At 68.8% G+C, this 13,324-nt stretch carries 10 protein-coding genes; 5 read left to right on the top strand and 5 right to left on the bottom strand.

Annotation, left to right across the window (positions count from 1 at the left end):
* The first annotated feature begins 31 nt into the window (after positions 1 to 31).
* Positions 32 to 1,342, top strand: a complete 1,311-nt coding sequence (locus EV646_RS02575) for a peptidase MA family metallohydrolase (protein WP_132143472.1) — start codon at positions 32 to 34, stop codon at positions 1,340 to 1,342.
* On the opposite strand, the gene EV646_RS02570 is transcribed toward EV646_RS02575, so the two are convergent.
* Positions 1,339 to 5,541, bottom strand: coding sequence for an nSTAND1 domain-containing NTPase (locus tag EV646_RS02570; protein WP_132143470.1), 4,203 nt, complete (start codon positions 5,539 to 5,541; stop codon positions 1,339 to 1,341). The two genes, EV646_RS02575 and EV646_RS02570, sit on opposite strands and share 4 nt — an antisense overlap.
* A gap of 125 nt (positions 5,542 to 5,666) precedes the next feature.
* Here EV646_RS02570 and EV646_RS02565 point away from each other — a divergent pair, with 125 nt between their 5' ends.
* Entirely contained in the window at positions 5,667 to 5,999 is a 333-nt protein-coding gene (locus EV646_RS02565) for a hypothetical protein (RefSeq protein WP_132143468.1), read from the top strand.
* Positions 6,000 to 6,052: 53 nt separating this feature from the next.
* Here EV646_RS02565 and EV646_RS02560 read toward each other — a convergent pair whose 3' ends face one another.
* Both EV646_RS02560 and EV646_RS02555 read right to left on the bottom strand, forming a co-directional pair.
* Positions 6,053 to 8,164, bottom strand: coding sequence for a 3-hydroxyacyl-CoA dehydrogenase NAD-binding domain-containing protein (locus tag EV646_RS02560; RefSeq protein WP_132143466.1), 2,112 nt, complete (start codon positions 8,162 to 8,164; stop codon positions 6,053 to 6,055).
* Positions 8,161 to 9,360 (bottom strand): thiolase family protein, encoded by a 1,200-nt coding sequence (locus EV646_RS02555; RefSeq protein ID WP_132143465.1) that lies wholly within the window; start codon positions 9,358 to 9,360, stop codon positions 8,161 to 8,163. Before EV646_RS02555 ends, EV646_RS02560 begins: the two co-directional genes overlap by 4 nt.
* Positions 9,361 to 9,565: 205 nt before the next feature.
* On the opposite strand from EV646_RS02555, the gene EV646_RS02550 reads away from it, so the two are divergent.
* The 3 genes from EV646_RS02550 to EV646_RS02540 are packed head-to-tail and all read left to right on the top strand — an operon-like array spanning position 9,566 to position 11,410.
* Positions 9,566 to 10,237 carry a hypothetical protein gene (locus EV646_RS02550; protein WP_132143463.1) on the top strand — a complete coding sequence of 224 codons (672 nt, stop codon included), beginning with the start codon at positions 9,566 to 9,568 and terminating at the stop codon, positions 10,235 to 10,237.
* A gap of 10 nt (positions 10,238 to 10,247) precedes the next feature.
* Positions 10,248 to 10,925 (top strand): dienelactone hydrolase family protein, encoded by a 678-nt coding sequence (locus EV646_RS02545; RefSeq protein WP_132143461.1) that lies wholly within the window; start codon positions 10,248 to 10,250, stop codon positions 10,923 to 10,925.
* Positions 10,922 to 11,410, top strand: coding sequence for a glutathione peroxidase (locus EV646_RS02540; RefSeq protein WP_132143459.1), 489 nt, complete (start codon positions 10,922 to 10,924; stop codon positions 11,408 to 11,410). Before EV646_RS02545 ends, EV646_RS02540 begins: the two co-directional genes overlap by 4 nt.
* On the opposite strand, the gene EV646_RS02535 is transcribed toward EV646_RS02540, so the two are convergent.
* Both EV646_RS02535 and EV646_RS02530 read right to left on the bottom strand, forming a co-directional pair.
* Complete coding sequence (locus tag EV646_RS02535) at positions 11,407 to 12,672, bottom strand: HRDC domain-containing protein (RefSeq protein ID WP_132143457.1); 1,266 nt, start codon at positions 12,670 to 12,672, stop codon at positions 11,407 to 11,409. The genes EV646_RS02540 and EV646_RS02535 overlap by 4 nt on opposite strands.
* The gene (locus EV646_RS02530) at positions 12,669 to 13,271 is read right to left on the bottom strand and encodes a DUF3000 domain-containing protein (protein WP_132143455.1); all 603 of its coding nucleotides are present in this window, start codon (positions 13,269 to 13,271) and stop codon (positions 12,669 to 12,671) included. Before EV646_RS02530 ends, EV646_RS02535 begins: the two co-directional genes overlap by 4 nt.
* Positions 13,272 to 13,324: the final 53 nt, after the last annotated feature.

Here is a 13,324-nt window from a genome sequence, read left to right as displayed (position 1 = left end):
GATCCGTCAGCCGACCACCGGAAGGACAGGGATGAATCACCCGAGGCGCCTGCTCGCAGGACTCGCCGCGCTGGCGCTGGCGGGGTCCGCGGGCCTGGTCGTCGTCCGCCTGCAGCAGGGCGGGTCGGCGCCGGGCAGCAGCGCGGTGGCGGTCGAGGCGACAGCGACGCCGGGGCAGCTCACCACTCCGCAGAAGGTGGCCCGGAAGCGTCAGGTCGACGTACTCCTGGCGAAGCGGTCGACCGCCGTACTGAAGGGTGATCTCAAGGGGTTCCTGGCCGCGGTGGATCCGAAGCAGCCGAAGCTGGCGGCGCGGCAGCGGTTGCTGTTCACGAACCTGCGGAAGTTCGAGTTCGCGAACCTGAAGTACTTCGCCGCCGATGAGCGGCCGACGCCGACGCTGGCGGCGAAGTACGGGCCGACCACCTTCTCGACCCGGGTGATGATGCGGTACCAGCTGACCGGGCTGGACAGGAAGCCGGTGCAGACCGACCTCGCGTACACGTTCGTCCGGCGCGGTACGGCGTGGGTCCTGGTCGAGGACGGCGCGTTCGACGAGGTCCTGAGCCCGGACGGGCACCGGCAGCCGTGGGACTACCAGGAGATCGCGGTGGTCCGGCGCGGCAAGGTCGTCGTCGTGGTTGACCAGGGCGAGCTCGCGCTCGGCAAGAAGATCGGTGCGGCGTCTCAGGGCGCGGTGGACGGCGTACGGCGGCATTGGCCCCGGCCCTGGAACGGCGCCGTGATGGTGGTCGCGATGTCCGAACCGCAGGTGCTGTCGATCCTGTGGACCTCCGGCAACGGCGCGGGCTGGACCATCGCCGCGAAGGCAGTCAGCCTGTACGACGGCGAGCCGTGGAAGCCGCATGCGGGACCGCCGGTGAGCAGCCGGATCGTGGTGAACCCGGCGGTGCGCAAGGACCTCGACCAGGACCTGCTCGTGCACGAGATGACCCACGTGGCAACGCTGCCGATCGGCACGCGCACACCGCTGTGGCTGGAAGAGGGAATCGCCGAGTACGTGCGCTGCGCGTCGATCGAGGATGACCCGCAGTGGACGGTCGACCCCTACCGCAAGACCGTCCGGACGAAGTACCTCGCGTCGATGAAGGTCCTCCCAGGCCGTCAGCAATTCGACGAGGCCGGCGACCGCTCCTACGGCCAGAGCTGGTGGATCACGGCCTACTTGGTCTCGAAGCTGGGGGAGAGGGGCGTAGCCGCGCTCTACACCGACCTGGCCCAACACAGCACCAGCCAGACGGCGTACGCCACCATCCTCAAGAAGCACACCGGGAAGACGGCTGCCCAGTTGGTCACCGCGGTCAAGAAGTACAAGGGCTAGGGACAAGTCTTCTCGTACGGCCGATCGCCGAACGCTTGGGTCCACTCGCCGGCGGTCAGGTTGCGACCCGCCATCGCGCAGGCATACGCGAGAGTCCGGTCGATGCGTGTGTCCCATTGGTAGGTCTTGCCGTCGTACGCCGCGATCGTGACGATGTCGCTGCCGCCGGTGAAGGCCGGGCGAACTGCGACAGCCCTGTCTACAGTGACGGTGCCCAGGAGGTCGAGGGTGCCGGCATCCCAGAGGCTGACGGTGCCGTCCGCGGCACCTGACACCATGCGTCTGCCGTCAGGGGAGAAGCGGATGCTGATGCCCGCCTCGGTGTGTCCGCTCGCCGCTGCTCGCTTGACTGTGCCCGATTGGGTGTCGATGGTAAGCACCGCACCGTCGGCTCCTGTGCCTGCGATCAGCCGGCCATCGGGCGAGTAGGCGGTGGAGTTGATGCGAACGGGAAGGCCTCCACTCCGGATGTCCGTGCCAGTGGCTGCGTGGACGATTCGCCAGTTCTGCCGGGATACGCCGTCGTGGTTCTGGAAGAGCGCCATCGTCGCACCGTCCTTCGACGTAGCAACGCAGCAGTCCGTAAAGAAGCCTGATATCAACCTGGCGGTTGAAAGATCCGGATCGAAGTAGTAGACGCCTTCCTTCCAGCCGACGGCGATGTGCTTGCCGTCGTCGACATAAGCAACCGTGGTCACGTCGCCGGCGCGGCGTTCGCTGCGAACCTTGCCGGTCGCCGCGTCGATGGTCTGGATGGTCTGGAGATCGTGGACCGCCAACTCCTGGCCACTCGGGTGCCACGCCGCCGGCGTCCGTGCTGCCGACTGCAGGTCGATGCCGAGACGGGTGGGTGTCGTCATGCTGCCGGTGGCGGCGTCGGCGATCCTCAGCCAGGAGGTCTTGCCGTGTCGCCACAAGTAGGCGGTTTTCTGTCCGTTGTCGGAGGCGAGGACATGCAGGTACTGGCCTGCGGGAGCGGTTTGCGTCGAGCGAAGATAGGGCCGCTGACCGCTGAGATCGTAGATCCGCAGGATGCCGTCGTCCCCGCCGCTGTAGAGCTTCCGCGCGTCCGGGCTGAAAGCAACGGCCCACGACGCTTCGGTTGTCTTGAGACGAAGACGTGGGACCCGGTCGGCAACATCCCAGATGACGACCTCTCCGCCGGACTGCGCCGTAGCCAGGAGCTTGCCGTCGCCGGAGAAGGCCATGTCAAGAGGTGGATCGGTCTGACTACTCAACTCCTTGACTGTGTCGCCCGTACGCGCGTCCACCAGCGTTGTCGTCGTCCGCTCGCTCGGCTCCGGGCCAGGGTGCTGAAACGCCAGCAGGTCTCCGCTCCTGGTGAGGGCCGCGATGGGAGGGCCGACGGATGTGTCGAAGTAGGGCCCACCTAGGAGATCTTTCCGTTGCCACAACAGCTTGCCGCTGGCGACGTCGTAGGCGGTGAGCGGCCACTGGCCGTAGATCGTGCGGCCGTCCGGGCTGAGGACGACGCTCTGGCTGGCATTGGTCATCCGCAGCTTGCGTGGTGGCCTGCCAAGGTCGTGGACGTCCCAGACCAGACCGTAGGCGGTGGACTCGTAGTCCGCGCCAAAGACGCCGGCGGCAAGGTAGCGACCGTTTGCACTGAAGGCGACGCTGTCGAAGCGCAGTTCGTCCATCGGCGGAAGCGCCGGCTGCGGCGTCACGGGCTCCAAGGTGTCGGCGCTCAACAGCATGAGTGGCCAGCGGGGATCGAGTTGCTGGTCAGGATTCGCGGCGAGGGCCGCGACCAGGCGGCCGTCCGGACTGAACTTCGCTTTGGTGAAGGTGTCCTGGTCCGCCGCGACGGGACCAAAGCTGTACGAGTGCAGTACCTTGCCTGACCGCGCGTCCTGCAAGTGGATCGTCACGTTGTTGTCGCCGGAGACGATTCGGGTGCCGTCGGGCGAGACCTCGAGGAACTCGATCAGACCCAGAGGGGCGGACGCGGACCCGACCAGCAGCGGCTGTTTGTTCATCGCGGCCACGAGGTTGGCCCGGGTCTCGGCGGAGTCGTCCAGGTGCACACCCTGCGCCGCGAGCAGGATCGACTGGCTGATGTCCTCGGTCAGCAGGGCTCGGGCGCCGACCTGCCGAGCCAGTTCCCTGGTGGCGGCTTGTTCGGCTCGGTCGGCTTGGCGGACGGCGACCAGGCCGGCGATCAGTGCGCCGACCAGGAGGAAGGCGCCGGTGGCAAGGGCGGTGCGGAGGCGGCGGTTGACCTTCAGTTGCTGGCGAGCCCGGGTTTCGGCAGCGCGCAGTTCTGCCTCGGACAATCGCTTGCTTGAGGCAAGGAAGTCTTCCTCGACGGGGGTCAGCGTGGGCGTCGTACGTTCCTGCCAGTCCAGGGCTTTGGCGAGGCGGACGCCGCGGTAGAGCTCGCTTTCTGGACGGCCGAGGTTGTTCCAGGAGTCTGCCGCGGCGACCAGGTGGTGCAGGATGCGCCGGCCCTCCAGGTCCTCGTCAAGCCAGCCGCGCAATCGTGGCCAGGCGCGGACCAGGGATTCGTGCGCAAGCTCGACGACACCGGCGTCGCTGGTAATCAGCCTCGAGGCCACCAGCAGGTCGATCATCGTGTCGTCGTCCGCACGAGTCACCACGAGCCGGCGTGGAACGCGGCTGCGGACCGGCTCACCCTCCTGGCCCGGGGCGACCAGCCGCAGGAACAGGTCGCGCAAGACCGCTCGTTGCTCCGGTGAGATCCGTTCGTGCACCTCTTCGGCGGTCTGGGCGACGGCGCCGCGAATGCCACCGGACGCGTTGTAGCCGGAGACCGTGAGCGTGCGGCCCTCGCGGCGCTGCCAGGTCTCGCGCAGAGCGTGCGACATCAGCGGTAGCGCGCCCGGCTGGTCGGCGACCTCGTTGACGAGGAGGTCGACCAACCCAGGCTCGACGACCAGCGATGCCCGGCGGGCGGGCTCCTCGATCGCTGCCCGTAGATTGTCCGGTGTCATGCCGGACAGCAAGTAGAGCCCGCGTTCGACGATCCGCGCGAAGGCCGGACTGGTGGAGACGTCAGTCAGCCGATCGGCGCGGATCGACATGATCAGCGGCCCTTCATGCGCGCTGAGAGCGGTCAGGAATGCTTCTCGCTCGTTGGCATCGTGGCAGAGCGAGAATGCCTCCTCGAACTGGTCCACGAGCAGCGCCGGCGCCGTCGTACCGGTCATCGCAGCCGCCAACGAGGCGGACGGATGCGGACCCGGGGTCATCACGACGACGCGCTTGCCGTCCCGGCGCAACGCGGCCGCCACGCCCGCCCGGACCAGCGAGGACTTGCCGCAGCCGGACGGGCCGGCCACGGCCAGCACCGAGTTGTCGGTCAGTTTGCGCAGGCACGCCGCGATGTCGGAGTCGCGGCCGAAGAAGCTGTCGGCGTCGTCGACGTCGTACGGCTGCAGGCCCGGGTACGGGCAGATCGGGCTCGGTTCCGGCAATGCGCTGGCTGCGACCAAGGACGGGTCCTGGCGGAGGATCGCCTGCTCCAGTGCATCGACATCGGCGTTGGGATCGAGGGCGAGGTCGCGGTTCAGCACGGTTCGCAGCCGGTGGATTGTTCGCAGCGCCTCGCCCTGACGGCCGGCCTGGTACTGCGCCGTGGCCAGCAGGACCCAGCGACGTTCCCGCAGCGGGGCTTCGGTCACCAGGGCCTGCGCCGTGGCGAGCACAGTGTCGAACTGACCCGATCGCAACGCCGACTCGACGTACAACTCGTCGGCGGTGTGCCGTAGTTCCGTCAGTCGCGACGCCTCGATCCGAGCCGTGTCCCAGCCGTCCAGCTCGGTCAGCGGTAGGCCGCGCCACAACGTGAGCGCATCCGCGAGAACCACAGCCGATCGCTCGGGTTGCCCGGCCGCCAGCAGGTCGCGAGCACGCACCACGGCGCGATCGAATCGCTGGGCATCGATCTCGTCGAGCGGTACGGCGAGCCGGTACCCGAGGGGCAATGTCTCGATCGCATGCGCGCCGAGGACCTTCCGGAGCCGCATCACGCAGCCCTGCACCACCTTCGGCCAGGACGGTGGCAGCCGCTCGCCCCACAACACGTCAGCAAGCTGCTCAGCGCTGACGACGTCCCCAGGGTGTACTGCCAGCGCTGCGACTACGACCCGGTCACGTCGTCCGAGAGTCTTCTGATCCCCCTCGATCGCGATGGGCCCGAGAACACCGATACCCATCCCTCGACTGTCGACCCGTCGTACGACGGCGTCAATGGCCGCGATACCGCCGTGATACCGGGCCTGGGCGGCGCGATACCGGTCCGCGCGACAACGGAGACATCAAGCGATGGACTGGAGGAGAAATGTCCGAGCACAGAAGTCACCACGTTGCCGCAGCGTTCGCCGTACTCGCGTTCGCCGCAGTAGCCGCTCCGGAAGCGTCAGCCGTCCCAGTGGATCCCGATCGAGGATCTCAGAGCAGTCCGCTGGTTCCGTACGACTGGCCGGACGAAGGGTCCGGCTATCCCGGGTACGGGGACCAGCCGGCACCGACAGTGTCAACCCAGGGGAGTGCGCTGGACGCGACCTCGGTCGCGCTCGGAGCACTGGGCGGGATCGCCTTCGGCGCGGCCGCACTCGGCATCACCCTGGCGGTCCAGAGGAGGCGCGATCACACGCCGCTCTCGGAGGTGTAAAAGCTGCTGGGGGCCGGAGCGGGCTTCCGGCGCCGCACCGACCCCCAGCGGTTCTAGGCGAGGCTGGCGACGCCCTTGGGGAGGAAGCGCGAGCCGTTGACCTTCTCCGAGATGCCTGACCGGTCCAGGTACGGCGTGATGCCGCCGAGGTGGAAGGGCCAGCCGGCGCCGAGGAGGAGGCAGAGGTCGATGTCTTGGGCCTCCGCTACGACGCCCTCGTCGAGCATGATGTGGATTTCCTCGGCGAGGGCGGTCAGCACCCGGGTCCGGAGTTCGTCCGGCGAGGACGGCTTGTCGCCGACCGTGACCAGGGCCTCGACCTCCGGGTCCACCACCGGCTTGCCCTCCGGCCACAGGTAGAACGAGCTCTTGCCTGCGGCAACGACCTTGGCGAGGTTCGGCGACACCGCGAACCGGTCCGGGTAGGCCCGGTTCATCGTCTCCGCCACATGCAGCGCGACCGGCAGGCCGACCAGCTGCAGCAGCACGAACGGCGGCATCGGCAGACCCAACGCAGACAGCGCCTTGTCGGCGGCAGGGATCGGCGTGCCCTCGTCGACCGCCGCGCTGACCTCACCCAGGAAGCGGGTCAGCAGCCGGTTCACCACGAACGCCGGCGCGTCCTTGACCAGCACGCACGACTTCTTCAGCGTCTTGCCGACCGCGAACGCGGTGGCCAGCGACGCGTCGTCGGTCTGGTCCGCCCGGATGATCTCCAGCAGCGGCAGTACGGCGACCGGGTTGAAGAAGTGGAACCCGACCACCCGCTCCGGGTGCTCCAGCTCCGCGGCCATCTCGGTCACCGACAACGACGAGGTGTTGGTCGCGAGGATCGCGTCCGGCCGGATGATCTTCTCCAGGTCGGCGAAGATCGTCTTCTTCAGCTGCAGTTCCTCGAACACCGCCTCGATGACGAAGTCCGCGTCGGCAAAGACCGACCGGTCGACCGAGCCCGTCACCAGCGCCTTCAGCTGGTTCGCCTTGTCGGAGCGCAGCCGGCCCTTCGCGAGCAGCTTGTCGATCTCGCCGTGCACGTACCCGACCCCGCGGTCCACCCGCTCCTGGTCGAGATCCGTGAGTACGACGGGCACCTCGAGCCGCCGTACGAACAAAAGCGCGAGCTGACCTGCCATCAGGCCGGCACCGACGACACCGACCTTGCTGACCGGGCGGGCGAGCGACTTGTCCGGCGCACCGGCCGGCCGCTTGGCCCGCTTGTTGACCAGGTCGAACGCGTACAGACCGCTGCGCAGCTCCTCGCTCATGATCAGATCGGCGAGCGCCTCGTCCTCGGCCGCAAAACCACGGTCGCGGTCGTTGTCCTTGGCGGCCGCGATCAGGTCGAGCGCCCGGTACGGCGCCGGTGCCGCACCACTCACCTTGAGGTCGGCAAAGCCCTTGCCTCGAGCAACAGCCGCGTCCCATGCCTCACCGCGGTCGATCTCCGCCCGCTCGACGACAACCGAACCAGTGAGCACCTTGCTCGCCCACAGCAGCGACTGCTCCAGGAAGTCGGCCGAGTCCAGCAGTACGTCGCCGATGCCGAACTGCACCGCCTCCGGCCCGGTCAGCATCTTGTTCTGGTTCAGGGCGTTCTCGACGACGACCTTGACCGCCTTGTCGGCACCGATCAGGTTCGGCAGCAGGAAGTTGCCGCCCCAGCCGGGGATCAGGCCGAGGAAGACCTCGGGCGTCGCGAGCATGCCGGCCGCGGCCGAGACGGTGCGGTAGGTGGCGTGCAGCGCGACCTCGAGCCCGCCGCCGAGCGCCACGCCGTTGACGAAGGCGAACGAAGGCTTCCCGCCGTCGACGAGCTTGCGCATCACGCCATGCCCGATCCGGCCGAGGTTGAGCGCCTGCTCCCGATCGGTCAGCTTCGGTACGCCGGTCAGATCGGCACCCGCGGCCAGGATGAACGGCTTGCCGGTGACGCCGATGGCCACGACCTCGTCACGCGCCAGCGCGGCGTCGATCGCGGTGTTCAGCGACGCCAGGCCCTCCGGCCCGAAGGTGTTCGGCTTGGTGTGGTCATGCCCGTTGTCGAGCGTGATCAGCGCCATCAGCCCCGCTTTGCCCGGCAGCACAACGTCCCGGGAGTGCGCCTGCGTGACGACCTCGTCGGTCTCGATCGCGACGGCGGCGTCAATCAGTTCCTGCAAGCTCATGCTGCCTGACCCTCCCAGTTGGGGTTCTCCCAGATCACGGTGCCGCCCATGCCGAGGCCGACGCACATCGTGGTCAGGCCGTACCGGACCTCCGGGCGCTGCTCGAACTGCTTGGCCAGCTGGTTCATCAGCCGGACGCCGGACGACGCCAGCGGGTGGCCGTAGGCGATCGCGCCGCCGTACGGGTTGACCCGCGGGTCGTCGTCGGCGATGCCGTAGTGCTCCAGGAACGCGAGTACCTGGACCGCGAACGCCTCGTTCACCTCGAACGCCTGGATGTCGTCGATCGTCAGCCCGGCCAGCTTGAGCGCCTTCTCGGTCGCCGGGACCGGGCCGACGCCCATCACCTCGGGCTCGACGCCGGCGAAGCCGTACGAGACCAGCTTCATCTTCGGGGTCAGGCCGAGTTCCTCGGCGGCTTCGGCGGACGCGAGTACGCACGCGGTCGCGCCGTCGTTGATGCCAGCCGAGTTGCCCGCGGTGACCCGGCCGTGCGGGCGGAACGGCGTCTTCAGGCCGGCCAGGTCCTCGACCGTGGTGCCCGGGCGCATCGGCTCGTCGGTGCTCGCGTAGCCCCAGCCCTGCTCGGCCGACCGGGTCGCGATCGGGACGAGGTCCGGCTGGATCAGGTCGTTGGCGTAGGCCTTGGCCGCCTTCTCCTGGGAGGCCGCGGCGAAGACGTCCGCGCGCTGCTTGGTGATGTTCGGGAAGCGGTCGTGCAGGTTCTCCGCGGTCGACCCCATCACCAGGGCAGAGGTGTCGACGAGCTTCTCGGAGATGATCCGCGGGTTCGGGTCGACGCCTTCGCCCATCGGGTGCCGGCCCATGTGCTCGACGCCGCCGGCCACGACCACGTCGTACGCCCCGAAGGCGATGCCCGCGGCGGTGGTGGTGACGGCGGTCATGGCGCCGGCGCACATCCGGTCGATGGCGTAGCCGGGGGTGGTGTTCGGCAGGCCGGCCAGCAGAGCCGCGGTCCGGCCGATGGTCAGGCCCTGATCGCCGATCTGGGTGGTGGCCGCGATCGCGACCTCGTCCACCCGGGCCGGCGGGAGCTGGGGGTTCCGCCGGAGCAGTTCCCGGATGCACTTGATCACCAGGTCGTCGGCGCGCGTCTCGGCGTACTGGCCCTTGGCCTTGCCGAACGGGGTGCGAACGCCGTCGACGAACACGACATCGCGGATCTCACGGGGCACGAGGGCCCTCCTCTGGGGTCGGGAAAGCTACCCAGATGCTACCCGCCGGTAACAGAACTGCCCAACCACCCCGCCCTGTGCGGCTGCTCACAAAACACAACCGGGTGCTCACAAACCACAACCAGGTGCTTACGGAGGCAGTTACCCGTGGCGTCCGGGGGCGAATCGGCGCATGCTGGTGTCAGGTACGTACCTGGAGCGTGCAATGAACAATCTCGATCTCGCCGTACCGGTCCTGAGCCGGGGCAAGCACCGCAACCCACGCAAAGGCGCCTGCTTCATGGAGTTCGCCTCCTACCTCGCAGGTGAGCCATGGTCGGACCACCCGGCCTGCACGCACCCGTTGCTCGCGGGCGTTGCGCGTGACGTCAACGACTGTACGACGGACGCCGGCCGCGCTCGGCTGGCTCCGCTGATCCCTTCGGTGATCGGCCTGACCCCAGACGACCCACACGTCGTAGCGCGGGTGGCGGCCCGGTGCATCCAGCACGCGCTGCCGGTCGTGTCGCAGGAGCGGCAGTACATCCTCGCCGTAGCGCTGCTGGTGGGGGAGAGGCAGCTGGCGATCCTCGACGGGCGTCCACTGGACGACCTCGAGCCCGAGTCGCAAGCGGCCCTCGACGCGGTCCCGGCCGCGACCAAGTGGGCGCGGTCCTTCACCTCCAGGGCACACCGGGGTACGCCCGACTTCGCCCGCCGGACGGCACCACGCGCCGTGTCCTGCGCGGTGGAAGGGATCTCGCAGGCCTGCGTGCCGGACCCCGACGACAGGCTGTACAACCTGCTCGTCGCCGCGATCGACGAATGCAAGCTCTGGATGCCCGCGCCTACCCCGGCGCCGGCGCCTGCACGGGAAGAGGTTCTAGCCGACCAGTAGGCTTCACCGTGTGACTCTGGAGATCGATACCGGTTCAGGATTGATGCCAGTCCACGAGTGGGGACCCGCCGACGGTGATGTGCCCGGGTTGCTGCTGCTCCAGGAGATCTTCGGGGTCTCCGGCTACATCAAGCAGCGCGCGGCGGATCTCGCCGCGCTCGGGTACTACGTGATCGCGCCGGAGATCTACTGGCGGCTGGACGAAGCCGAGCTGGACGAGTCCGCGCCCGACGTACTGGAGAAGGCGATCGCGCTCGCGAGCCGGGTCGACTGGGATCTGGCTGTCTCGGACTCGGTCGCCGCGCTGGACTATCTGCGCAGCCGTGACGCCGGCACCGGTGTGATCGGCTTCTGCTTCGGTGGTGGGCTCGGATTCAACGTGGCCGCGGAGTCGCCGCCTGATGTGCTGGTGAGCTACTACGGCTCCGCGCTGCCGCAATTGCTCGAGCTCGCCCCGAACGTCACCTCGGCGAGCCTGCATCACTTCGGTGACGACGATGCCTATCTGCCGGTCGATGACATTGTCGGTGCTCTGGGTGATGCCGAGATCCACCGCTATCCCGGGGCCGGTCACGCGTTCGACAACCCGATGCCTGCCTTCCACCACGCCGAAGCTTCCGAGCTGGCGTGGCGGCGTACTGTCGAGTTCCTCTCCCGTCAGCTTCCTACCTCCCAAGGAGCCGCATGAGCCTGTACGACATCCCGCTGACCACCCTTACCGGCGCTCCCACCTCGCTCGGTGAGTACAAGGGCAAGGCCGTCCTGATCGTCAACGTCGCCTCGAAGTGCGGTCTCACGCCGCAGTACGAGGGACTCGAGAACCTGCAGAAGCAGTACGCCTCCCGCGGCTTCACCGTGCTCGGTGCCCCGTGCAACCAGTTCGGCGGCCAGGAGCCGGGCACGTCGGAGGAGATCTCGACCTTCTGCTCGACGACGTACGGCGTGACGTTCCCGATGCTCGACAAGCTCGAGGTCAACGGCGACAACCGCCACCCGCTGTACGCCGAACTCACCCTGACGCCGGACGCCGCGGGCGAGGCCGGCGACATCCAGTGGAACTTCGAGAAATTCCTGATCAGCCCGGAGGGCACGGTCGCCGCCCGCTTCCGCCCCCGCACCGAGCCCGAGTCGGACGAGGTAGTCGCCGCAATCGAGGCCCAGCTGCCGGGTTAGTCGAGCGGTTTCGCCGGGGCTTCTGCTGCCATGGCGTCCGTGAGGACTTCGGCTGTGAGGCCGATCTGCCACTCGCGGGCGCCGTGGTCACGCAGGAAGGTGCTGACCACTTCGAGCGTCGGATCGCTTGGCGGGGACCACGCCAGTCGGCGGATGGTGTCCGGCGCCATCAGGTTCTCGGTCGGGAGTCGATGCGCCTCGGCGATCTCGCCGACAGCGGACCGGGCCGCGGACAGACGAGCCGCAGCGTCCGGGTCCCGATCGGCCCAGGCCCGAGCCGGCGGCGGACCGTCGTACCGGGGACCCTGCTTGGGGAGCTCGGATTCGGGGAGCCGGCGGGCATGATCGATCGCTTCCCACCACGTCCGCATGTGCCTGTGCGCGCCCCGCCCCTTGAAGGCGGTCAGCCGCTGCAGCGTCTCCCGGTCGGCCGGCATCGCCGCCGCGGCCTCGACGATCGCCGCATCCGGCAGGATCCGGCCGGGGGAGATGTCCGCGGACTCCGCGATCTGGTCCCGCGCCTCCCACAACGCCCGTACGACGGCCAGACTGCGACGGTTGCGCACCCGGTGCATTCCCGACGTACGACGCCATGGGTCCGGCTTCGGCTCTCGCGGCGGCGCGGCCAGGATCGCGGCGAACTCCTGCTCCGCCCACTCCCACTTGCCCTCGCGGCGCAGCTCGGCCTCGATCGCGTCGCGCAATTCGATCAGCATCTCGACGTCGAGCGCGGCGTAGATCAGCCACGGCCCCGGCAGCGGCCGGGTGGACCAGTCGGCCGCTGAGTGCTCCTTGCGCATCCGATAGCCCAGAACCTCGCTCACCAGCGAGGCGAGACCGACCTTCGGGTAGCCGAGCAGGCGGCCGGCCAGCTCGGTGTCGAACACCTTCCGCGGCACCATCCCGACCTCGGCCAGGCAGGCCAGGTCCTGGTTGGCCGCGTGGATGATCCACTCGGCGTCGACGATCGCGTCACCGAGCGCGGACAGGTCGCCGAACGGGATCGGGTCGACCAGCGCGGAGCCGGCGCCCTCCCGGCGCAACTGGACGAGATACGCGCGGTGCGAGTACCGATAACCGGACGCCCGCTCGGCGTCGACGGCCACCGGACCGGAGCCGGAGCGGAACGCCTCGACCACGTCGGTGAGCGCGGAATCAGTATCGACGACCTCGGAGAGGCCGTCGCGGAGTTCGAGGAGGGGCAGGTGCGCGGTCGGGTCGTCCGGGACGGGCTGCGGCTGCTGAGTCTCGGCTGGAGTCATCGGCCCCGCTGTCCACGCCGGGTCGGCATCGCCACCACCCCCGGCGGCACCGGCGGCAGGCCGGCCGCCGTGCAGAGCACCTCACCCCACGCCTCAGCGTGCCGCGTCACATCCACCAAGCCTCCAGGTCCGGGCACCGGGCTCCAGGACGCGCGGATCTCGATCTCCGCCGTCGCTTCGTCGTCGGCCATGCCGCCGAAGCTTTCCGAAACCACTCTGGTGACGGTACCGCTAGGGGCCAGGAACTCGGCATCCCGGTCGGCCAAAGCCTCCATCAGCCAGGTCCAGCCCACGCCGCCGAGCAGCGCGTCGGTCACCATCTCCGGCTCGACGGCGGCACGCACGTACGCGACACAGCGGAAGGTCGACTGCCAGGCGTCGTTCCCGGCCGGATCGTAGAGGACGACCAGCCGGCCGGTGGCGATGTCGTCGCCGTCGACCGTCACGTCAGCGCTGACCGCGGCCGCGTGCGGAGCGATCCGCTGCGGCGCGGGCATCTCCTCGACGAAGACCTCGGGCCGGAACCGGGCATCACGCAGTTGCGTCAATGCCTCGGCGAACTCGGCGGGTGGCGCGTCGACCTGCTTGCGGGCACCCATGCTCCGCAGCCTACGACTGATTACTCACAGACGCTGGCCTCGACGCGCCGGTA

Origin of the sequence: Kribbella antiqua (genome assembly GCF_004345665.1) — a bacterium.
GTDB classification, from domain to species: domain Bacteria; phylum Actinomycetota; class Actinomycetes; order Propionibacteriales; family Kribbellaceae; genus Kribbella; species Kribbella antiqua.
The sequence above is the reverse complement of the archived record's forward strand: the minus strand, read 5'-3'. Positions and strand labels throughout refer to the sequence as shown.